The sequence below is a fragment of the Micromonospora sp. C31 genome (assembly GCF_018070575.1).
GTDB lineage: Bacteria > Actinomycetota > Actinomycetes > Mycobacteriales > Micromonosporaceae > Micromonospora.
In genome coordinates, this window is record NZ_JAGPXN010000009.1 from 12,772 (window position 1) to 33,750 (window position 20,979).

At 71.8% G+C, this 20,979-nt stretch carries 20 protein-coding genes; 14 read left to right on the forward strand and 6 right to left on the reverse strand.

Annotated features, from left to right (window positions below; translation table 11 throughout):
• Nucleotides 1-395: 395 nt before the first annotated feature.
• The 9 genes from KBX06_RS13930 (at nt 396) to KBX06_RS13970 (ending at nt 8,430) form a co-directional block, all read left to right on the forward strand.
• Complete coding sequence (locus KBX06_RS13930; protein ID WP_247685880.1) at nt 396-851, forward strand: helix-turn-helix domain-containing protein; 456 nt, start codon at nt 396-398, stop codon at nt 849-851.
• Nucleotides 844-1,245, forward strand: coding sequence for a DUF4180 domain-containing protein (locus tag KBX06_RS13935; protein ID WP_210834944.1), 402 nt, complete (start codon nt 844-846; stop codon nt 1,243-1,245). Before KBX06_RS13930 ends, KBX06_RS13935 begins: the two co-directional genes overlap by 8 nt.
• Nucleotides 1,246-1,286: 41 nt before the next feature.
• Nucleotides 1,287-2,477, forward strand: coding sequence for a spore photoproduct lyase family protein (locus tag KBX06_RS13940; protein ID WP_210834945.1), 1,191 nt, complete (start codon nt 1,287-1,289; stop codon nt 2,475-2,477).
• A 22-nt stretch (nt 2,478-2,499) separates the two neighbouring features.
• Nucleotides 2,500-3,282 (forward strand): alpha/beta hydrolase family protein, encoded by a 783-nt coding sequence (locus tag KBX06_RS13945; RefSeq protein ID WP_210834946.1) that lies wholly within the window; start codon nt 2,500-2,502, stop codon nt 3,280-3,282.
• Nucleotides 3,283-3,605: 323 nt separating this feature from the next.
• Nucleotides 3,606-4,655, forward strand: a complete 1,050-nt coding sequence (locus KBX06_RS13950; protein WP_210834947.1) for a dipeptidase — start codon at nt 3,606-3,608, stop codon at nt 4,653-4,655.
• Nucleotides 4,656-4,693: 38 nt separating this feature from the next.
• Nucleotides 4,694-6,304, forward strand: a complete 1,611-nt coding sequence (locus KBX06_RS13955) for an ABC transporter substrate-binding protein (protein ID WP_210834948.1) — start codon at nt 4,694-4,696, stop codon at nt 6,302-6,304.
• Nucleotides 6,305-6,371: 67 nt separating this feature from the next.
• Nucleotides 6,372-7,244 (forward strand): tetratricopeptide repeat protein, encoded by an 873-nt coding sequence (locus KBX06_RS13960; RefSeq protein WP_210834949.1) that lies wholly within the window; start codon nt 6,372-6,374, stop codon nt 7,242-7,244.
• A gap of 5 nt (nt 7,245-7,249) precedes the next feature.
• Nucleotides 7,250-7,453 (forward strand): tautomerase family protein, encoded by a 204-nt coding sequence (locus tag KBX06_RS13965; protein ID WP_089000078.1) that lies wholly within the window; start codon nt 7,250-7,252, stop codon nt 7,451-7,453.
• Complete coding sequence (locus KBX06_RS13970) at nt 7,450-8,430, forward strand: D-2-hydroxyacid dehydrogenase (protein ID WP_210834950.1); 981 nt, start codon at nt 7,450-7,452, stop codon at nt 8,428-8,430. The genes KBX06_RS13965 and KBX06_RS13970 overlap by 4 nt, the downstream gene beginning before the upstream one ends.
• Before the next feature lie 196 nt (nt 8,431-8,626).
• Here the strand turns inward: KBX06_RS13970 and KBX06_RS13975 are convergent, their stop codons facing one another.
• The 4 genes from KBX06_RS13975 to KBX06_RS13990 all read right to left on the reverse strand — a co-directional run bounded on the left by KBX06_RS13975 (nt 8,627) and on the right by KBX06_RS13990 (nt 13,255).
• Nucleotides 8,627-10,762, reverse strand: coding sequence for a thiamine pyrophosphate-dependent enzyme (locus KBX06_RS13975; RefSeq protein ID WP_247685893.1), 2,136 nt, complete (start codon nt 10,760-10,762; stop codon nt 8,627-8,629).
• A gap of 80 nt (nt 10,763-10,842) precedes the next feature.
• Nucleotides 10,843-11,766 carry an ABC transporter permease gene (locus tag KBX06_RS13980; RefSeq protein WP_307854623.1) on the reverse strand — a complete coding sequence of 308 codons (924 nt, stop codon included), beginning with the start codon at nt 11,764-11,766 and terminating at the stop codon, nt 10,843-10,845.
• On the reverse strand, nt 11,756-12,703 hold the full coding sequence (nikB, locus tag KBX06_RS13985) for a nickel ABC transporter permease (RefSeq protein WP_247685881.1): 948 nt from the start codon (nt 12,701-12,703) through the stop codon (nt 11,756-11,758). Before nikB ends, KBX06_RS13980 begins: the two co-directional genes overlap by 11 nt.
• A 21-nt stretch (nt 12,704-12,724) precedes the next feature.
• The gene (locus tag KBX06_RS13990; protein ID WP_210834952.1) at nt 12,725-13,255 is read right to left on the reverse strand and encodes an Lrp/AsnC family transcriptional regulator; all 531 of its coding nucleotides are present in this window, start codon (nt 13,253-13,255) and stop codon (nt 12,725-12,727) included.
• Nucleotides 13,256-13,383: 128 nt separating this feature from the next.
• On the opposite strand from KBX06_RS13990, the gene KBX06_RS13995 reads away from it, so the two are divergent.
• Genes KBX06_RS13995 through KBX06_RS14015 form a run of 5 tightly spaced genes read left to right on the forward strand, consistent with a single transcriptional unit; the run spans nt 13,384 to nt 19,051 of the window.
• Nucleotides 13,384-14,427, forward strand: a complete 1,044-nt coding sequence (locus KBX06_RS13995; protein WP_210834953.1) for an ABC transporter ATP-binding protein — start codon at nt 13,384-13,386, stop codon at nt 14,425-14,427.
• Nucleotides 14,427-15,473 (forward strand): ABC transporter ATP-binding protein, encoded by a 1,047-nt coding sequence (locus tag KBX06_RS14000; protein ID WP_210834954.1) that lies wholly within the window; start codon nt 14,427-14,429, stop codon nt 15,471-15,473. The genes KBX06_RS13995 and KBX06_RS14000 overlap by 1 nt, the downstream gene beginning before the upstream one ends.
• Complete coding sequence (locus KBX06_RS14005) at nt 15,470-16,912, forward strand: aldehyde dehydrogenase family protein (RefSeq protein ID WP_307854624.1); 1,443 nt, start codon at nt 15,470-15,472, stop codon at nt 16,910-16,912. Before KBX06_RS14000 ends, KBX06_RS14005 begins: the two co-directional genes overlap by 4 nt.
• 7 nt (nt 16,913-16,919) lie before the next feature.
• Nucleotides 16,920-17,876, forward strand: a complete 957-nt coding sequence (locus tag KBX06_RS14010) for a hydroxyacid dehydrogenase (protein WP_210834955.1) — start codon at nt 16,920-16,922, stop codon at nt 17,874-17,876.
• A 47-nt stretch (nt 17,877-17,923) separates the two neighbouring features.
• The gene (locus KBX06_RS14015; RefSeq protein ID WP_374225641.1) at nt 17,924-19,051 is read left to right on the forward strand and encodes an acyl-CoA dehydrogenase family protein; all 1,128 of its coding nucleotides are present in this window, start codon (nt 17,924-17,926) and stop codon (nt 19,049-19,051) included.
• A 30-nt stretch (nt 19,052-19,081) separates the two neighbouring features.
• Here KBX06_RS14015 and KBX06_RS14020 read toward each other — a convergent pair whose 3' ends face one another.
• Together KBX06_RS14020 and KBX06_RS14025 are read right to left on the reverse strand one after the other, a co-directional pair.
• A complete protein-coding gene (locus KBX06_RS14020; protein ID WP_374225636.1) occupies nt 19,082-19,969 on the reverse strand; it encodes a M15 family metallopeptidase in 888 nt (295 codons plus the stop codon).
• Between the two features lie 17 nt (nt 19,970-19,986).
• Nucleotides 19,987-20,976, reverse strand: a complete 990-nt coding sequence (locus KBX06_RS14025) for an acetylxylan esterase (protein ID WP_210834957.1) — start codon at nt 20,974-20,976, stop codon at nt 19,987-19,989.
• Between the last annotated feature and the right edge of the window lie 3 nt (nt 20,977-20,979).

Below are 20,979 nucleotides of genomic sequence, written 5' to 3' on the forward strand. Positions count from 1 at the left end.
ACGGGTGGACCGGTGCCGTCACCGGGATGGCCCGGTTCGGCGAACCCGGGTCCGGGGGACGAAAAAGCCGCCCGGCCCCGGTGGGGTGGGCGGCTGCGCGTACGCGTCGGCGCTAGCCGCGCCGCCACCCCTGCTGCCCGCCCTGTCCGGCGCGGCGCCGCCCGTGGACCCGTCTGCCCGTGGACAGCGGGGCACCACCGCGCGGCGTCGACCACGTGGCGTCGGTGCGGGCGCGCTGCGACACGGCGTACTCCCCTGGGTCGTTCGGTTGCCTTGCGCCGATGACGGTAGGCGGACCGGCGGGTGGCCGCAACGGGTATTGACGGACCGCGCGCACGAATTCGCAGCGAAAAGAACTTCCCTATCGTTCCTCGTCACGACTAAGTTAGGGGACGATGAGTGAGGACATGTATTCGGTGGAGCAGGTGGCCGAGCGGCTGGGCCTGCACGTGCGCACCGTGCGCGGCTACATCCGCGCCGGCCGGCTCAGAGCCGTACGGATCGGCAAGCAGTACCGGATCGCCCGCGCCGACCTCGACGTGCTGACCGGCCGGCCGGCACCCGAGCGTCCCGTCGGCCGCGCGGCCGTGGAGGTGTCGAGCATCCTGCAGATCGACGGCGTCGACCGGGGCGCGGCCGATCGGCTGGCCACGCTCGTGCTGGCCGCGGCGAACACCAACCACCAACCCGCGCACCCGCTGCGCGTCCAGACCGTCCACGACGGGGAACGGAACCGCATGAAGATCGTGATCCTGGGCGGCGCCTCGGCAACCGCCGACCTGCTGCGCCTGGTCGACGCCCTGCTCGACAGCGACAACGGCCTGTTCACCGGGGAGGCCGGCGGTGCCTGACGTCATCCAGGAACGGGCCGGGGTGCCGGTGCTCGTCTGCGACCCGGACGGCCCGCCCGTGACCACCGAGCAGGACGCGCTGGACCTGATCGGCGCGGCCTTCCTCGGCGCCCAGTTGGTCGCCGTGCCGGCGAGCCGGCTCGACGCCTCCTTCTTCTCCCTCGGCACCCGCTTCGCCGGCGAGGTCATGCAGAAGTTCGTCAACTACCGCATCCGCCTGGTCGTCGTGGGTGACATCACCGCGCACCTCGCCGCCAGCTCGGCCCTGCGCGCCCTCGTCCACGAGTCGAACCGGTCCGGCCACGTGTGGTTCGTCCCGGACCTCGACGCCCTCGACGCCCGACTGGCGCCGGCGGCGGGGCGCGGGCCGGGCGGGGCACCGACGCGCGGCTGACGCCCGGGGTTGCCGGCCGGCAGGGCGGGTAACCGGCGCGGATGAGGCCCGAGGCCGAGCCGGTGGACGTCGACGCCCCGCTGGCCGTCGACGTACCGCCCGCGCCGCACGACGCCAGCGGCGAGCGCGTGCCGACCCGCGACCTGGCCGGGCTGGCGCCGGCGGCGCGGCCGGCGCGGCGGTGGACGCCACGCCGGGTGGTCGCCACGCCGGCCGCGCTGGAGCATCCGCACGGCCGGCGGATCGCCCACCGGGTCGAGGCCCTGGGCATCGAGGTGGAGCGGCTGCGCGCCAACCGCCTCACCGGCATCCGCGGCGGCACCGAACGGGAGACGTACGCGCGGGCGAAGGCGACCATGGCGATCGTGGTCAGCCCGCCGTCGCGCCGCAGGCTGCAACCCATCGCGCCCAGCGCGGACTGGCGCTTCGACCTGGCGGAGGGCTGCCCGGCCCACTGCCAGTACTGCTACCTGGCCGGCTCGCTGTCCGGACCGCCGGTGACGCGGGTGTACGCCGACCTGGACGACATCCTCGCCGGCCTGGCCGACTACGCCGGGCGGGGCACGGTGACCAGCCGCAGCCCCGCGCGGGCCGCCGAGGGCACCACCTTCGAGGCGTCCTGCTACACCGACCCGCTGGCCCTGGAGCACCTCACCGGCAGCTGGCGACGGGCCGTGGAGCACTTCGCCGACTGGGACGCCCCGGTGCAGTTGCGCTGGACCACGAAGTACGCCGACGTCGACACGTTCGTCGGGCTGCCGCACGCGGGCCGCACCCGCGTCCGGTTCAGCGTCAACTGCCGCCCGGTCAGCGAACGGATGGAGGGCGGCACGGCGTCGGTGCCGCACCGGCTGGCGGCGCTGCGCCGACTCGCCCTCGACGGCTACCCCGTGGGGCTGACCGTCGCGCCGATCATGCCGCTGCCCGCCTGGCGGGAGCACTACGGCGAACTGCTCGACGCGGTGGCCGGCGCCGTCGCCGGGGTGCCCGGGCTCGACCTGACCGCCGAGCTGATCACCCACCGGTTCACCCCGGGCAGCAAGGAGGTGCTGCTCGGCTGGTACCCGCGCACCAGGCTGGAGATGGACGAGTCCGCCCGCAGCCGCAAGCACGGCAGGTTCGGCGCGGTGAAGTACGTCTACCCGCGCGACACCATGGCCGAGCTGCGCACCTGGTTCGACCGCGAGCTGGCCGCCCGGCTGCCGGCCTGCCGCGTCCTCTACTGGACCTGAGCATCCGCTACGGTCGACGCCCGTGGCCCTGACGCGTGTCGACTTCCACTCCGAGGTGCTCGGTCTCAGCACGTCGATGACGGTGATCCTGCCGCAGCGCACCTCCTCGCAGATCGGCATCTCCGGCAGCGCCGGGCAGGGCGACCCGCCCGTGCTCTACCTGCTGCACGGCCTGTCCGACGACGACACGACCTGGCTGCGCCGCACCTCGATCGAGCGGTACGTGGCGCCGCTCGGCCTGGCCGTGGTGATGCCCCAGGTCGGGCGCAGCTTCTACACCGACGAGGAGCACGGCAACCGGTACTGGACCTTCCTCACGCAGGAGCTGCCCCGGCTGTGCCACGACTTCTTCCGGCTCTCGGCGCGTCGGGAGGACACCTTCGTCGCCGGGCTGTCGATGGGCGGATACGGGGCGCTGAAGTGGGCGCTGCGCGAGCCGGGCCGGTTCGCGGCGGCGGCGAGCCTGTCCGGCGCGCTCGACGTCGCCGCCCGCCGCCACGACCCGAGCGCGCCCCTCGACGCCGCCGTCTGGCACACCGCCTTCGGCGAGCGCACCGTCGTCGGCAGCGACGACGACGTCCTCGCCCTGCTCGGCGGGGCGGCGGTCGCCGACCTGCCCGCGCTGCGCGTCGCCTGCGGAACCGGGGACTTCCTGTACGAGGACAACCTGGCCTTCGTCGCGGCGGCCCGCGAGCGGGGCGTCGCACTCAGCGTGGACTTCTCCCCCGGCGCGCACGACTGGGCGTACTGGGACGCGAAGATCCAGGACGTGCTGGCCTGGCTGCCGCTGCGCACCGACGGCTGACCGGCCGGGCGGGAGCGCCGACGGGCTGACCGGCTCAGGCGCCGACGGTGCCGTCGATGCCCTGCGCAGCCCACTCCCCGCACCTGACGGCACATTCGCCGTCCGTGCAGAACGGCGTCGCCGCGCGGGGACGGCCTGTCCGGCCGGCCAGCAGGAGGTTGTCCTTTTTATTCCACAATGCTCCCCTACGGCGACTCGCAGACCTTCAAAGTGACGATATTCGTCGCTTCAGAACGATTATTTGACGAGATAGCCAGGATCTATAGACAGAAACGAGCGGCACTCGTAGTGTCTCACCATCTTCCGATGATCCTGGAGATGACGTGAACACTGCCACCACGGAAATTCCCGCCACCTCGGCGACCGAGCTCCACACCGCCGCCACCGTGGTGGACGGGAGCACGGTCATCGAGCTCAGCGACGCCCACCTCGACCGGATCCGGCGAGGCGGCGTCACCGCTGTCAACCACACCGTCACCAGGCCGTACGCGGACACGGTCACCGCCCTGCGGGAGGTGAACCAGTGCCGCAGGTGGATCGACGAGCACTCCGACGACGTACTGCTCGCGCTCACCGTCGCCGACATCGAACGGGCCAAGGCCGAGGGCAAGGAAGCCGTCATCTTCGGCCCGCAGGACACCGAGATGATCGGGGCCGACCTCGACCTGCTCGGCACCTTCTACGATCTCGGCGTCCGCATCCTGCAGCTGACCTACCAGCGGCAGAACCTGCTCGGCGCCGGCTGCGGCGAGGAGACCGATTCCGGTCTGACGCACCGGGGCCGCCGCTTCGTCCAGGCGATGGACGAGCTGGGCATCCTGGTCGACGTCTCGCACTGCGGCGAGCGCACCGGCCTGGACGCCATGGAGGCGTCCGCCAAGCCGGTCGTCGTGACCCATTCCTTCTGCGACGCGATGTCGCCGCACATCCGGGCCAAGTCCGACGGCTACCTGCGCACCCTCGGCGAGCAGGGCGGCGTCATGGGAATCACCACCCTGTCCGGCTTCCTCTACTACCCGGAGGACCCGTCCCGGCGTCCGGACCTGGCCCGCTTCGTCGAGCACGTCAGCCGCGTGGTGGAGGTGGCCGGCATCGACCACGTCGCGATCGCCACCGACTACGACGAGACGTGGACCGAGCCGATGCGGATCGCGCAGCTGAAGTCCATCGCGCAGTCGAACTCCAAGGAGAACCAGAACCTCCTCGGCGACTTCGGCTGGAACGAGCGTCGGGCGATCGGAATGGACGACGCCGCGGACTTCCCCAACTTCACCCAGGCGCTGCTCGACGGCGGCTTCTCGCCGGAGGACGTGACCAAGGTCCTCGGCGGCAACTGGCTCCGGGTCTACGGACAGACGTGGAAGCCGGCCTGACCTGTAAGTGCTGATCGTGACACCAGCCAAGGAGACCAATGCGTACTCGTGTTTTGACCAAGGTGCTGGCAGTGGGCGTCGTCGCGGCGCTCGCCGCCGGCTGCGGAGGCGGTGAGCCTCCGTCCAAGAACAGCGGCAGCAGCTCCAACGACGGACTGAGCGGCAACGTCCGCCTCGAGGACGAGTCGCAGCCGGCTGGCACCCCCAAGTCCGGCGGTCGGCTCCGGGTGATGATCCGGCTGGACGCCAACGAACTCGACCCGCACCGCATGTCGGAGACCTCGGCCTTCGTCATCAACGAGCAGGTCTACGAGTCGCTGGTGCAGTCGTACCGGGGCGAGATCAAGCCGGCGATCGCGGAGTCGTGGACGCAGAGCGGCGACGGCCTGACGCTGACGTTCAAGCTGCGCGACAACGCGGTCTTCCACAGCGGGCGCAAGGTGACCGCGGCGGACGTGAAGTACTCGATCGAGCGGATCCAGGACCCGGCGACCCGGGCGCCACGGGCCCGTAGCTACGAGGGCATCACCTCGGTCACGGCGCTCGACGAGCGTACGGTCGAGATGAAGCTGGCCAAGCCGAACGCCGCCATCCTGACCCTGCTCTCCACCGCCGCCTCGTCGGTCGTGGACCGCACGGTGGCCGAGGCGGGCGGCCTCAACGGCAGCGTCGACGGCGGCAGTGGCCCCTTCAAGATCGCCTCGCGGGTCGCCGGCCAGGCGATCAAGCTCGACAAGCACGCCCAGTACTGGGAGCCGGGCGTTCCCTACCTCGACGGGATGGACTTCACCTTCAACCCGGACGACAACGCCCGCGCCGCGGCGGTACGCAGTGGCACCGTCGACTTCCTCTGGCGTCCCGCGCCCGAGTTCATCGACGCGCTCAAGAGCGACGAGAAGCTCAAGTGGTACGGCGGATCCGGGTCGCTCTCGCTGCACCTGCGGCTCAACACCTCCAAGGCCCCGTACGACAACGTGAAGGTCCGGCAGGCCATCTACCTGGCGCTCGACCGCCAGGAGATCCTCAACGTGGCCAACTCCGGCTTCGGCACCCCGCTCAACGCCGGGTACCTGCCACCGGACCGGTTCGGCGCGCTGAAGGAGCCGGTCTACGGCAAACCCGACATCGAGAAGGCCAAGGCGCTGCTGGCCGAGGCGGGATATCCGGACGGCTTCGAGACCAAGCTCCTGGTGATCGCCACCTCGGCGTTCCAGGTGCGCTCGGCCGAGGTGGAGCAGCAGCAGCTCGCCAAGATCGGCATCAAGGTCACCATCGAGTCGGTCGAGGCGACCATCGCCGACACGAAGACGAAGTCCGCCGACTTCGACATGTACCAGTCCGGCTTCGGCCTGACCTACGACCCCGACGAGCGGTTCACCGCCAGCTTCCTGCCCGGCGGTGGCCTGAACTACGGCAACTGGGTCGACAAGGAGTACGAGAGCCTCGTCGTGCAGGCCCGCTCGGAGATGGACAGGGACAAGCGCGCCGCGCTCTACCAGCAGGCCGAGAAGATCCTGGCCGAGCGGGGGCCGGTGGCCATGACCTTCCTGAACGCGGACTTCGACGTGGTGCAGAAGGACGTCATGGGATACCGGGGCGACCCGACCCCGACGTACCGCTTCTACCGGCACCTCTGGCTCGACCGCTGACGCCACGGCGGGGGCGCCGAACTCCCGGCGCCCCCGCCACCCCCGCAGGACGACGAAAGGCAGGCCCATGACGGCTGTACCGCTGACCGACCGCTATGTCATCGCCGCCCGGCTCAAGGGCTACCTCAACAAGCACGGCGAGTCGGTGGCGCTGCTGACCGAGGCGCTCGAGCTGGAGCCGGGCAGCGCACGCCTGCTGCGCTTCCGCGGGCACCGGCGCATCTCGATCGGCGACTACGCCGGCGCCATCGCGGACCTGCGGGCGGCGGCCGACCAACTGCCCGGCGTCGAGGACGAGTACGAGATGTACCAGCCCGAGGTGGAGAAGGACGTCGTCAGCCTGATCCTCGGCCGGCCCGAGCAGGTACGCCCGCAGCACCTCACCGACACCATGGCCGCCCAGGACCCGCAGGCCCTCGGCCGGTACAACGCGACGCTGCACGCCGGCATCTGGTACCACCTCGGGGTCGCCCAGTACCTGATCGGTGACTTCGAGGGCTGCCTGCCGAGCTTCCGCGCGGCCGAGGAGTCCTCGCGGCACCAGGAGGGCACCGTCGCCTCGCAGGACTGGCAGTACATGGCGCTGCGCCGGCTCGGCCGGCCGGCCGAGGCCGAGGAGGTGCTCGACCGGTTCCGCAAGATCTCCCTGGTCCAGGAGGACCACCTGGTCGGGTACGAGGGCCGGATGCAGCTCTACACCGGCGAGATCACCCCGGAGCAGCTGTGGGCGATGTGTGACGGCAACGACCTGAAGACCGTCACCCAGGGTTACGGTCTGGGCAACTGGTACTACCACCAGGGCGACGTCGACAAGGCCCGTGAGGTCTTCGACGGGGTGCTGCGCACCGGTGTCTCGCACGCCTTCGCCTACCTCGCGGTCAAGGCCGAGTACGCCAACAATCCCGACTTCGCCGCGGCGGCGACGACAAAGGAGAACTGAGGACGATGGCAATCATCCGTGCCGAGATCGGCAAGCGTGACCAGGAAACCAAGAACGCGATCATCGCCGAGCTGACCGACGTGCTGGTCAAGTACGGCTCCCCCCGGGAGAACACCCACGTCCTGCTCTACGAGGTGTCGTACGACAACTGGGCCAAGGGCGGCCTGACCTACAACGAGCGGAAGAAGCAGGCGCAGGAGTCGTCATGACCGCCGCCACCGGGGGACCACACGTCCTTATCACGCCGAACCTGGCCGAGCTGCTGCCGCAGCTGCGCGAGCGCTATCCACACTGCCGGTTCACGTCGGTGCCGGAGGACGAGCCGGTACGTGAGGAGTACCTCGACGCCGAGGTGATCCTGCGCAGCGCGATGAACGAGGACACCTTCGACGAGCTGCTGAGCAAGTGCGACGGGCTGCGCTGGGTGCAGATCACCGCCGCCGGTTTCGACTGGGTCGGCGGCGACATCATGCGCCGACGCCTCGACGAGGGGCTCGTCTACACCCGGTCCGGCAACTCCTACAACGTGCCGATCGCCGAGTACATCATCGGCGCGGTGCTCCTGCACCAGCGGGCGTTTCCCGAGCTGCGCGAGGCCCAGGAGCGCCGGGAGTGGGTGCGGGTCGTCGGCCGGGACCTCATCGGCAGCACCATGCTGGTCTTCGGCACCGGCGGGATCGGCCGCGAGGTGGCCTGGCGCGCCCGCGCCCTGGGCGTCACCGTGATCGGGGTCAACCGCGCGGGTACGCCCGCCGAGGGCTTCGACCGGGTGGAGTCGTTCGCCGACCACCTGGCGCTGCTGCCCGAGGCCGACTCCGTGGTGCTGGCCATGCCGCTGACCGGGGAGAACCGGTACTTCTTCGACGCCGAGCGCTTCGCGGCGATGAAGGAGACCGCCATCCTGGTCAACGTCGGGCGGGGCGCGCTGATCGTCGAGGACGCGCTCGTCGACGCCATGCAGCGGGGCCGGATCGCCGGCGCCGTGCTCGACGTGTTCGAGGAGGAGCCGCTGCCGCCGGAGCACCGGTTGTGGGGCCTGCCCCGCACGACGGCCACCCCGCACACGTCGTTCCGCGGTTCGGGCAACCTGCAACGGCTCTACGCGGACTTCTGCGCCAACTTCGACCTTTACCTGGCCGGCGAGCCGTTGACCGGCACGAAGCGCCAGCCGGAGCTGGGGTACTGACCGACCCGCGCGCGGAAGGCGGCGGCCCACCCGGACACCGGGGGGCCGCCGCCTTCGCGTCATGCCCGGCCGCTGCGCCCGGTGCCCGGGACAGGGCCAGGGCCCGATGTCGTGCACGGCTCAGCTCGCCAGGGCTGGCACCCCGTGCCTACGCCGCACGCGTCCCGCAGACACGCCGGCGGGGTCGGGGTTCGGATCAGCCGAGCAACGAGCGGGCCGCCGCCAGCACGTCGTCCTCGCCCAGCAGCACCTCGTCGGCGGCGGGGCCCAGGGGGACGTAGCTGTCGACGCTGTTGACGCGCGAGATCCGGCCGGTGAAGCCGCCGTCGACCAGTGCGGCCACCACCGCCTCGGAGACGCCGCCGCTGGTGCGGCTCTCGTCGACGACGAGGACCCGGGAGATCCCGGCGAGCGCGGCGTGCATGCTCACGGCCGGCAGCGGCGACAACCACTGCAGGTCGATGACGCGGGTGCTGACCCGGCGTTCCCGGGCCAGCGTCGCGGCCACCCGCAGGCTCATCGGAACGCCGTTGCCGAAGGTGACCATCGCCAGGTCCGTGCCCTCGCACACCGTCCGCACCTGGCCCAGGGGGTTCTCCGTCGCCGCCCAGTCGGCCGGCTCCGGATAGGGGGCGAGCCAGCCGCCGTCGCCGTCGGTGTGCAGGTCACGGCGGTGGTAGAGCGCGATCGGTTCCAGGAAGACACACACCCGCCCCTCCTGCTCGGCCAGGGCGAGACACTGGCGCAGCAGGGCGGGGGCGGTGGCCGGGTGTGACGCGACCGCGAAGGCCAGCCCGGGAATGTCGCGCAGCACCGCCACCGAGTTGTCGTTGTGGAAGTGCCCGCCGAACCCCTTCTGGTAGGCCAGGCCGGCGATCCGCACGACCATGCCGTTGGAGTACTGCCCGTTGGAGAAGAAGCGCAGCGACGCGGCCTCACCGCGCAGCTGGTCCTCGGCGTTGTGCAGGTAGGCCAGGTACTGGATCTCCGGGATCGGCAGCGTGCCGGCCAGGGCTCCGCCGAGCGCCACCCCGAGGATGGTCTGTTCGTCGAGGAGGGTGTCGAAGACCCGGTTGGCTCCGAAGGCCTTCCGCAACCCCCGGGTGACGCCGTAGACACCGCCCTTGCGTGCCACGTCCTCGCCGAAGACCTGGGCCTGCGGCCAGGTCGACAGCGCGTCGTGCAGGGCGGCGTTGATCGACTGCGCGAGGGTGAGCGGACCACGGGACTCGGGGGGCCGACCACCGAACGCCCGCTCCCGTGCGGCGCCGGCGCGGCGCGCGGCTTCGCCGACCTGCCTGACCCGGCGGTCGGCCAGGGGCGCGGTCACCGCCGCCGGGTCGGCCAGCCTTCCGACGCGGCCCAGCATCAGCCGGGCCTGGTCCATCACCTGCTTGCGGGAATGCTCGTACCGGGTGAGGGTCTCGGCCGGGCTGAGTATCCCGCGCCGCGCGAGCAGGGCCGCGGTCGCCAGGATCGGGTCGCGGGCGTGGTCGGCGAGGATCTCCGCACGGGTGCGGTAGGCCAGCTCGGCGTCCGAGCCGGCGTGGCCCATGAACCGTACGGTGCCCAGGTGCAGCACGGCGGGCTGGCGCCGCGTCCGCACCCGGTGCGCCACCTCGGCCGCGGTGGCCAGCAGGCCGGCGGGATCGGTGCCGTCGGCGTACGCGTAGTGGATGCCGGGCAGGGCCGACAGCATCCGCCGCACCCAGCCCCGCGGGGAGCGGGTGCTGATGCCGATGCCGTTGTCCTCGCAGACGAACAGCAGCGGCACCGGGATCCCCTGGTGGGCGCTGTAGCCCACCGCGTTCAGGGCCCCGGCCGCCGTGGAGTGGTTGGCCGAGGCGTCGCCGAAGCTGCACACGACCACGGCGTCGGCCGGATATCCGGTGTCGGCGACGCCCCGGTCGAGCGCGAACGCCATGCCCATGGCTCGGGGCAGGTGGGAGGCGATCGTCGACGTCTGCGGGATGATGTTCAGGTCCCGGTGGCCGAAGACCTTGTGCCGACCACCGGAGATCGGGTCCTGCCGGGACGCCGCCGCCGAGTGCAGCACGTCCGCGATCGGCGTGGAGCCGGCGACCTGGCCGGCCCGCGCGGCGTAGAAGCCGCCGGAACGGTAGTGCAGCAGGGCAGGGTCGGTCGGCCGCAGCGCCAGCGCGACGGCGGCGTTGCTCTCGTGCCCACTGGACCCGATCGTGTAGAACCCCTCCCCCTGGGTCTGCAACCAGCGCAGCGCGAGGTCGAGGTGGCGGCTCTGGATCTGGGCGTCGAGGTGGTCCAGCAGCAGGCCGGGGTCGACGTCGACGTCCGGGGAGCTCTGCTCGGGCAGCGGCTGGCCCGCGGAGAACTCGGTGAGGCGGCGGACCAGGTGCTCGTCGATGGATTCCACGCGGTTGTGCTCCTTGCGGGTCAGCGACTGGAGCGGCCCCGCAGCCGCGGGTCCAGAACGTCGCGAAGGGTGTCGCCCAGGAGGTTGAAGCCGAGGACGGCGATCATGATGCACACGCCGGGTACGACCGACGGCCAGATCGACAACTCCATGAAGGACTTGCCGTTGGACAGCATCGAGCCCCAGGACGGCTGGGGCGGCTGCACACCGAGCCCGAGGTAGCCCAGGGACGCCTCGATCAGGATCGCGTAGGCGATGCTCGTGGTGAACTGCACCGCGATCGGGGCAACCGAGTTGGGCAGGATGTACTTGAGGATGAGCCGGGTGTTGCTCAGCCCGACCGCCTGGCCCGACTCCACGTACGGCTCCCGGCGCACCGACATCGCGGTGCCGCGCACGATCCGGGCGAAGCTGGGGATGAAGACGATGACCAGGGCCAGGACGAGGTTCTCCGTGCCCGGTCCACGGGCGGCCACGACCGCGAGGGCCAGCAGCAGGGTGGGGAAGGAGAACATGATGTCGGTCGCCGGGGTGATGATCGCGTCGAGCACGCCGCGGTAGAAGCCGGCGAGCAGCCCCAGCAGGACGCCGAAGAACCCGGCGCAGGTCACCACGATCAGGCTCACCGTCAGCGAGGTGCGCGCGCCGTAGAGCGCCCGGCTGAGCAGGTCGCGCCCGGCCTCGTCGGCGCCGAGCGGGAAGTCGCCGCCGGGCGGGGCGAGCCGCTGGTCGGACATCGCGGTCGGGTCGTAGGGGGCGATCAGCGGAGCCAACGCGGCGGCCGCGATCATCAGCACCACGATGACCAGCCCGACCAGGCCGACCTTGTCCCGCGTCAGCAACCTGAGCAGGTGGACGCCGCGGCGGCCGACCGACTTCGGGGAGGCGTCATCCTGTTGCTTGCCACCACCTGGGCGGCGGCCGGGAACGGCTTCAGTGACCACTGCGCAACCTCGGATCCAGGTAGGTGTAGAGCAGGTCGACGAGGAGGTTGACCACGACGTAGAAGAAGGCCAGGAAGAGCAGCGTCCCCTGGACGACGGGGTAGTCACGCTGGCTGATCCCGCGGATGACCATCGTGCCGAGCCCCGGCCAGGCGAAGACCTGCTCCACGATGACCGTGCCGCCCAGCAGCGCCCCGGCCTGGATGCCCAGCACCGTCACCACCGGGATCAGCGAGTTGCGCAGGGCGTGGCGGACCATGACCCCGCGTTCGCCCAGCCCCTTCGCGCGGGCGGTGCGGACGTAGTCCTGGTTGAGCACCTCCAGCATGCTCGAACGGGTCATCCGCATGCTGATCGCGGCGAGGCTGGCGCCGAGGGTGACCGACGGGAGGATGAGGTACTTCAGGCTGCCCAGGAAGCCCTCACCCTCCCCGGCGCCCTGTGACGGCAGCCAGCCCAGCGAGACCGAGAAGATGTAGACCAGGAGGATGCCGAGCCAGAAGTTCGGCAGCGACAACCCGATCAGCGACGCGACCCGGGTGCTGGCGTCGAGCAGGCCGTTACGCTTGGTGGCGCTGAGCACACCGAGCGGGATCGAGATGAGGATCGAGACCAGCAACGCCGAGACGGCCAGCAGCAACGTGGACGGGAAGCGCTGCATGATCTCTTCGAGCACCGGCTGGCCGGTGCGCATCGAGGTGCCGAGGTCGCCCTGGAGGAGGGCGCCCAACCACCTCAGGAACTGCTCGTACACGGGCATGTCCAGCCCGAAGTAGCGGCGCATCTCCGCCTCGATCGCGGGGTCGCCGAAGTCCTGGCCCATGATCGAGCTGATCACGTCGCCGGGGATCATGCGGATCACCAGGAACGAGATCACCGAGATCCCGAGCAGGACCGGAATAACCGACACAAGGCGGATCAGCGTGATGCGCAGCATGTCTTGCCTCTTTCGGTCTGGTCAGACTTCGGAACCGGGCGCGCCGGGATCCGAGCCCGCGTCCCAGGCGGATTCGTCGTCGCCGGTGACCGCGATGTCGCGGGCCCACTCGTGCGCACGCTTGGCGACCCGCAGCACCATCACCGAGCGGCTCTCCATCACCCCGTCGAGGTGGCCCAGCCGCTCCGTCCAGAACCGGCGCATGGCGTTGCTGGAGGCGAAGTAGCCGACAGCGATGACGTCGAACTGGCCGGTCACGTGATAGACGTACGCGATCTCCGGCATGCCCGCGAGTTTGTCGATGAGCTGTTCGGTGCTGCCCGGCGCGCTCTGGATCTCGAAGAGTGTGTGCACCGGACGACCCATGAACGCAGCGCTGGGGATCGCGGCGAACTGCAACTGCCCGTCCGCGACCAGCCGTTCCATCCGTCGCCGAACCGACCCTTCCGACAGGCCGACCTTGGCGGCCAGCGCCACGTTCGTCTGCCGCGGGTCCTGGACGAGTTCCCGGATGATGCTGCGATCTTTCTCGATCGAGCCCTTGGATGCCAACGTTGCTCCAACTTCACTGGGTGGCGGTATTCGTCGCTGTCGGGAGCCTAGACGACGAACATCGTCTGTGCAACACTCCTGGTTGACGAATGGCGACGTTCAAGCGAACAGACTGCGGGGTGGGTTCGATGGCCTTGTTGGAGGTGCGGGACCTACGTACCGAATTCCGTGCGGCACGGGGTTCGGTGACGGCGGTCGACGGGGTCTCCTTCACCGTCGACGCCGGCGAAACGGTGGCACTGGTGGGCGAGTCCGGCTGCGGGAAGTCGGCCACCGCGCAGTCCATCATGGGCCTGATCGTGCCGCCGGCCGGGCAGGTGACCGGCGGACAGGTCCTCTTCGAGGGCCGCGACCTGGTGCGCCTGCGCCCCCGCGAGCTACGTGCCGTACGCGGCAAGGGCATCTCGATGATCTTCCAGGATCCGATGACCTCGCTGAACCCGGTCCTGACCGTGGGCAGGCAGCTCACCGAGACCCTGGAGCTGCACCTTGGACTGAGTCGCAGGGCGGCGCGTACGCGGGCCGTCGAACTGCTGGAGATGGTACGCATCCCGGCCGCGGAGACCCGGCTGAGTTCCTATCCGCACCAACTCTCCGGCGGCATGCGGCAACGCGTGATGATCGCGATGGCCCTCTCCTGCCAGCCCCGGCTGATCCTCGCCGACGAGATCACCACCGCGCTCGACGTGACCATCCAGGCGCAGATCCTGGAGCTGCTGCGGGAGTTGGCCCGGGAGACCCGCACCGCCCTGCTGCTCATCACCCACGACCTCGGGGTGGTGGCCGGCATGGCGGAACGGGTCAACGTGATGTACGCCGGGCAGATCGTGGAGCGGGCCGAGACGGTCGACCTGTTCCACCGCCCGCAGATGCCCTACACCTGGGGGCTGCTGGGGTCGGTGCCCCGGCTTGACCTCGTCCGCGGCGGCAAGCTGCGTCCGATCGCCGGGCGCCCGCCGGAGCTGTCGGAGATGCCCCCCGGCTGCCGGTTCGCCCCCCGCTGCGCGCACGTCCGGGACACCTGTCAGGGCAGCGCGCCCGACCTCGTCACGACGTGGGAGACGCCGGACCGGGGCCAGCTGACCCGCTGCTGGGGCATGCGACCCGAAAGCGAGGGCGGCTGGCTCTCCACCGAGGACCGGCACCCCTATCTCTCGACGGAGGAGAGCTGATGACCGAATCTCCCGTCACCGCTTCCGAGCAGGCCCTGCTGCGGGTGCGCGATCTGGCGGTCGACTTCAAGGTTCCCGTACGCGGCAAGCTGCGCCCGGCCCGCCTGCGTGCCGTGTCCGGGGTGGACCTCGACGTCCGGCGGGGCGAGATCATCGGCGTGGTGGGCGAGTCCGGCTGCGGCAAGTCCACCACGGGGCGTGCCATCCTCCAGCTCCTCAAGCCGACCAGCGGAACGGTGACCTTCGACGGCACCGAGCTGACCACGCTGGGCCGCGGTCCGATGCGGGCCATGCGCCGGCGGATGCAGATGATCTTCCAGGACCCGTACGCGTCGCTGAACCCGCGCATGAGCATCGGCGAACTCATCGAGGAGCCGTTGCTCGTGCACGCGGACCTCTCCGCCGCCGGTCGGCGGGCCAAGGCGATGGAGACCATGCAGCTGGTCGGGTTGAGCGCGCAATGGCACGAGCGCTATCCGCACGAGTTCTCCGGTGGCCAGCGGCAACGGGTGGGCATCGCGCGGGCGCTGGTCAGCAACCCGGACTTCATCGTCGCCGACGAGCCGGTCTCCGCGCTGGACGTCTCGGTCCAGGCCCAGATCGTCAACCTGCTCGAACAGCTGCAGGAGGAACTGGGGCTGACGATGATGTTCATCGCCCACGACCTGGCCGTCGTACGGCACCTCTGCGACCGCATCGCCGTGATGTACCTCGGCACCGTCGTCGAGGTGGGCGAGTGCGAGGACATGTACCGCCGGCCGCAGCATCCCTACACCAAGGCGCTGCTGTCGGCGGTGCCGATCCCCGATCCCCTGGTCGAGACCGAGCGCCAGCGCGTCATCCTCACCGGAGACGTGCCGAGCCCGCTCAGCCCGCCCAGTGGGTGCCGCTTCCGCACCCGGTGCTGGAAGGCGCAGGAGATCTGCGCGGTGCAGGAGCCGGTGCTGACCTCCGCCGCCGGCGGCGGCCACCAGGTCGCCTGCCACTTCCCGGAGGAGCCCGGCCCCATGGACCAGCCCCTCGCCGCCGTGGCCGGTGACCGGTGACCACGGCCGTGCCGCTGCACCTCAACCTCGTCGACGGTGAGTGGGTCGACGGGGAACGCCGACCGAACGGCAACCCCGCACGGCCCGGCGAGGTCGTCAGCGAGTACGCCGTGGCCGACCGGGACACCACCCGCGCGGCGATCGAGGCCGCCCGCCGTGCGCAGCCCGGCTGGGCCGGCCAGTCCGTCGGGTCCCGGATGGACGTCCTGGACGACATCGGCACCACCATCCTGCGGCGAACCGAGGAACTGGCGGTCCTGCTCGCGCGGGAGGAGGGCAAGCTGCTCAGCGAGGCGCGCGGGGAGGTCACCCGGGCCGGTCAGACCTTCCGCTACTACGCCCACCAGCTGTTGCAGCCGCAGGGCGAGGTCTACGCCTCCACCCGTCCCGGCGTGCACGCCGAGGTCCGGCGCCGACCGCTGGGCGTGGTCGGGATCATCACGCCGTGGAACTACCCCCTCGCCATCCCGGCCTGGAAGGTCGCGCCCGCCCTCGCCTACGGCAACGCGGTCGTCCTCAAACCGGCCGAACTGGTCACCGCCTCGGCCGGGGAACTCGCCCGGATCATCGCCGGCTCCGGGCTGCCGCCCGGCGTGTTCAACCTCGTCATGGGCGCCGGCCGGGTCGTCGGCGAGGAGCTGCTGACCTCGACCGGGATCGACGGCGTCTCCTTCACCGGCGGCACCGGCACCGGCAGCCACGTGGCACAGCGGTGCCTCGCCCACGGCAACAAGCGGTTCCAGCTCGAGATGGGCGGCAAGAACCCGCTCGTGGTGCTCGACGACGCCGATCTGCAGGTGGCGGTGCGCTGCGCCCTGGACGGCAGCTTCTTCAGCAGCGGCCAACGCTGCACGGCGTCGAGCCGGCTGATCGTGCAGGCGGGCATCCACGACCGGTTCGTCGACGCACTCGCCGCGGCGGCCGGTGCGCTCCGGGTCGGCGATCCACTCGACCCGTTGAGTGAGCTGGGCCCGGTGGTGAGCCCCGAACAGCTCGCCCAGAACCTCGACTACGTCCGGATCGGGCGCGACGAGGGCGCGAGGGTGGTGGCCGGCGGGACGCACCACCCGGACGAGGGCCAGTTCATGCGGCCCACCCTGTTCGCCGACGCGCGCAACGACATGCGGCTGGCCCGGGAGGAGATCTTCGGCCCGGTCTCCTGCGTGATCAGGGTCGACGACCTCGACGAGGCCATCAGCGTCGCCGGCGACACCGACTACGGGCTCTCCGCCGGCATCGTGACCACGTCGCTGGCTGCGGCCGAACGGTTCAAGCGCGACGCCCGCGCCGGCATCGTCTCGGTCAACCTGCCCACCGCCGGCACCGAACTGCACCTGCCCTTCGGCGGCACCGGCGCCTCCAACCACGGCCCCCGGGAGCAGGGCGGCTACGCCCGGGACTTCTACTCCGTGCCCGTGACCTGCTACACCGGCTGGTGAGGACGCCATGACACCGAGGATCCTGCTCACCGAGCCCATCGCCGCAGCCGGCATGGAGCTGCTACGGGCGGCCGGCGAGGTGCACGTCGCCCACGCCACCGACCCGGCGACACTCGCCGCCGGGCCGCTGGCCACCGCCGACGCCCTCGTGGTGCGCTCCTCACCGGTGACGGCCGGCATGCTCGAAGCCGGCCGGCGGCTCAGGGTCGTCGGCCGCCACGGCGCCGGGCTGGACGGCATCGACCTCGCCGCGGCCGACCGCCTGGGCGTCCGGGTGGTCGGCACGCCCGGCGCCAACGCCGAGTCGGTGGCCGAGTTCGTCATCCTGGCCGCCCTCACCCTCGCCCGGCAGACGCCGTCGGCCGCCGCGTCGTTGACCCGGGGCGAGTTCCCGGCCGGCCGGTCGCTGCCGTCCGCGGTCGTCGCGGCCGGGCTGACCGGAACCATGCTCGCCGGCCGTACCCTGGGCCTGGTCGGGCTCGGCGCGATCGGCCGGGGCGTCGCGGCCCGCGCCCGGGGCCTGGGCATGAACGTGATCGGGTACGACATCGCCACGGCCGTCGCACCCCCGGGCGTACGCCTCGTCGAGCTGGACGACCTGCTGCGCGAGGCCGACGTGGTGAGCCTGCACGTGCCCCAGACCCCGCAGACGACCGGCCTCGTCGGCGCCGCCGCGCTCGCCCGGATGCGGCCGGACGCCCTGCTGGTCAACACCGCGCGGGCCGGGGTCGTGGACAGCGCGGCCGTCCTCGCCGCGCTCGACGCCGGACGGCTGCGCGGCTACGCGGTGGACGTCTTCGCGCCCGAACCGCCCCGCCCCGACGACCCGCTGCTGCACCATCGGCGGGTCTTCGCCACCCCGCACATGGCGGCGATGACCCACGACGCGCTGGACGCGATGGCCGTCGCCGTCGCGCGTAGCGTGATCGCGCACCTGCAAGCCCCGGAAGGAAACGAACCGTGACCCTGTCCACCCCCGCACCCGCGCTCGCGTACTTCGGCGTCGACGCCCTGATCGACGACGACACCCGGCAGCTCCAGGCCGCCGTCCGTGGCTTCGTCGACCGACGGATCCGCCCGGAGATCGCCACCTGGTACGAGCAGGGCCGCCTGCCCGTGCGGGACCTGGCCCGCGAACTCGGTGAGCTCGGCGTGCTCGGCATGCACCTGCGCGGCTACGGCTGCGCCGGCACCTCCGCCGTCGCGTACGGGCTGGCCTGCTTCGAGCTGGAGGCGGGCGACTCGGGGCTGCGTTCCCTGGTGTCGGTGCAGGGATCGCTCGCCATGTACGCCATCTGGCGGTTCGGCTCCGAGGAGCAGAAGCAGCAGTGGCTGCCCCGGATGGCCGCCGGCGAGGCGATCGGCTGCTTCGGCCTGACCGAACCGGACTTCGGCTCCGACCCGGCCGGCATGCGGACCAGGGCCCGCCGCGACGGCGACGACTGGGTGCTCAACGGCACCAAGATGTGGATCACCAACGGCTCCGTGGCGGACGTCGCCGTGGTGTGGGCCCGTACCGACGAGGGGGTGCGCGGCTTCCTCGTCCCCGCCGGCACCCCCGGCTTCACGGCCCCCGAGATCACCCGCAAGCTCTCCCTGCGCGCCTCCGTGACCTCGGAACTCGTCCTCGACGACGTACGGCTGCCCGCCGACGCGATGCTGCCGGAGGCCGCCGGCCTGTCCGGGCCGTTGACGTGTCTCAACGAGGCCCGGTTCGGCATCGTCTTCGGGGCGTTGGGCGCGGCCCACGACTGCCTGGAGACGACGATCGCGTACGCCCGCAGCCGGCAGATCTTCGACAAGCCGCTCGCCGCGTACCAGGCCACCCAGCTCAAGCTCGCCGACATGGGGCTGGAGCTGGGCAAGGGGATGCTGCTGGCGTTGCAGATCGGCGCGCTGAAGGACGCCGGCACGCTCGACCACCGGCAGATCAGCCTGGGCAAGCTCAACAGCGTGCGCGAGTCCATCGCCATCGCCCGCGAGTGCCGCGCCGTCCTGGGCGCGGCCGGGATCACCCTCGACTACCCGGTCATCCGGCACTCGGCCAACCTCGAGTCCGTGCTCACCTACGAGGGCACGTCCGAGGTGCACCAGCTCATCATCGGGCAGGTGCTGACCGGCCACGCCGCCTTCAAGTAGGCGGGACGGAACCTGGCCGGCGCGGGAGTGTCAGCCGCCGGCGGGCTCGGCCGAGGAGCGGGCCACCGGCACGTCGAAGTAGGTGTCCGGCCAGGGTTCGTCGCGGTAGCGGTAGTGCCACCACTCGCGGTCGTAGTTGACGAAGCCGGCGTCGGTCATGAGCTGCCGCAGCAGCCGCCGGTTGTCCCGGGCCACGCCGGTGACCCGCGGCGAGTCGGTGTGCGCCAGCGGGTCGAAGCAGTCGAAGCCGGTGCCCATGTCGACGCTGTTGTCGGCGAAGCGCTGCCCCTGCGGGGCGGTGCAGGCGACCAGGGGCTGGCCCGGGACGTACGGGGGCTGGGTGGGGGTGGGCACGTCGACCAGGGTCAGGTCGACCGTGCTGCCCCGGCTGTGGGCGGTGGGGGCGCCCAGGTAGCCCTCGTCGAACAGTTCGGACTTGGCCACCCGGGGATAGAACTCGGCCTTCATCCGCTGCTCGCCCGGCTGCCGGGCCCACTCGACGAAGTCGTCGGCGGCCCGTCGGGGGCGGTAGCAGTCGTACACCTTCAGGCTGCGGCCCCGGGCCAGGGCGGCGTCCTGCACCCGGCGCAGCGCCTCGGCGGCCGGGCGGGTGAGCAGGCAGAGCGGTTCGGCGTAGCCGGCGACCGGGCGGCCGACGAAGTTGTGCGCGCCCGCGTAACGGATGTCGGTGCGCACGCGCGGGTCGACGTCGGTGAGCACGACGAGGCCCGGCCCGCGCGGCGTGGCCGCCGGGGCGGACGGTGGCGGCGTCGGTGCGGCGGACGGCGACGGTGCGGCCGGCGGCGACGGCGCGGGCCGGGTGCAGCCGGGCGCGAGCGCCACGATCACGACGGCCGCCGCGACGGCCCGCCCACGGGCGGTCGCGGTTCGCCGGCGGATCCGACCTGGCCTGGCCACGCCCCCTGTCTATCAGGCTACGGACCGTCGGGCGCCCCGTCCGGCGACAGGTGTACGCGCAGGAAGCGCAGGGCCGCCTCGTCGTCGTCGATCCCGCCGGCCTCGTGGCCGTTGTACCGCCAGACCGACACCTCCGTCGGCCCCCGCCAGGCGTTGACGGCGGCGAAGACGGTCGACGGGGGCACGATCTCGTCCATCAACGCGACGGAGAAGCGGGCCGGCAGGTGGCACCGGCGGGCGAAGTTGACCCCGTCGACGTAGGCCAGGGTGGCCAGCACCCGTTCCTCGGCGTGCCGGTGGACCGCCAGGAAGTCACGGACCTCCCGGTAGGGGTACGCGTCGGTGACCGTGATCGCCCGCGGGACGTCGCACAGGAAGGGCACGCCGGCCACGACGGCCCGCAGGCCGGGCCCCAGCGCGGCGGCGGCGAGCGCCGCCGCGCCGCCCTGGCTGTGCCCGAGGACCGCGACCCGCGCCGGATCGACCGCCGGCAGGGTGCGGGCCGCGTCCACCGCCCGCACCGCGTCGGTCAGGAACCGCCGGTAGTAGTACGTGCGGGGGTCCGTCACGCCCCGGGTGAGGACCCCGGGCGCCTCGGGGCCGGCGGCGGCCGGATCCGGGGTGTCGCCCCGGGCCCAGCCCGCCCCCTGCCCCCGGGTGTCCATCTGCAGGTGCGCGAAGCCGGCCGAGGCCCAGAGCAGGTTCTCCAGCGGGTGGCCCCGGCCGCCGCCGTAGCCGGCGTACTGCACGACGGTGGGCAGGGGTGGCTCGGCGTCGCGGGGCAGGCGCAGCCAGGCCCGCACCGGCTGCCCGGCGAACCCGGCGAAGGTCACGTCGAGCACGTCGACCGTGGCCAGCCCGGTGGGCACCGGCTCGGCGCGCGCCGGCCAGCCGCACTCGCGCGCCGCCGCGATCGTGTCCGCCCAGAACCGGTCGAAGTCCGCCGGCTCCGACACCTGGCCGCGGTAGGCCCGCAACTGCTCCTCGGGCAGGTCGGTGAGGGCCACCGC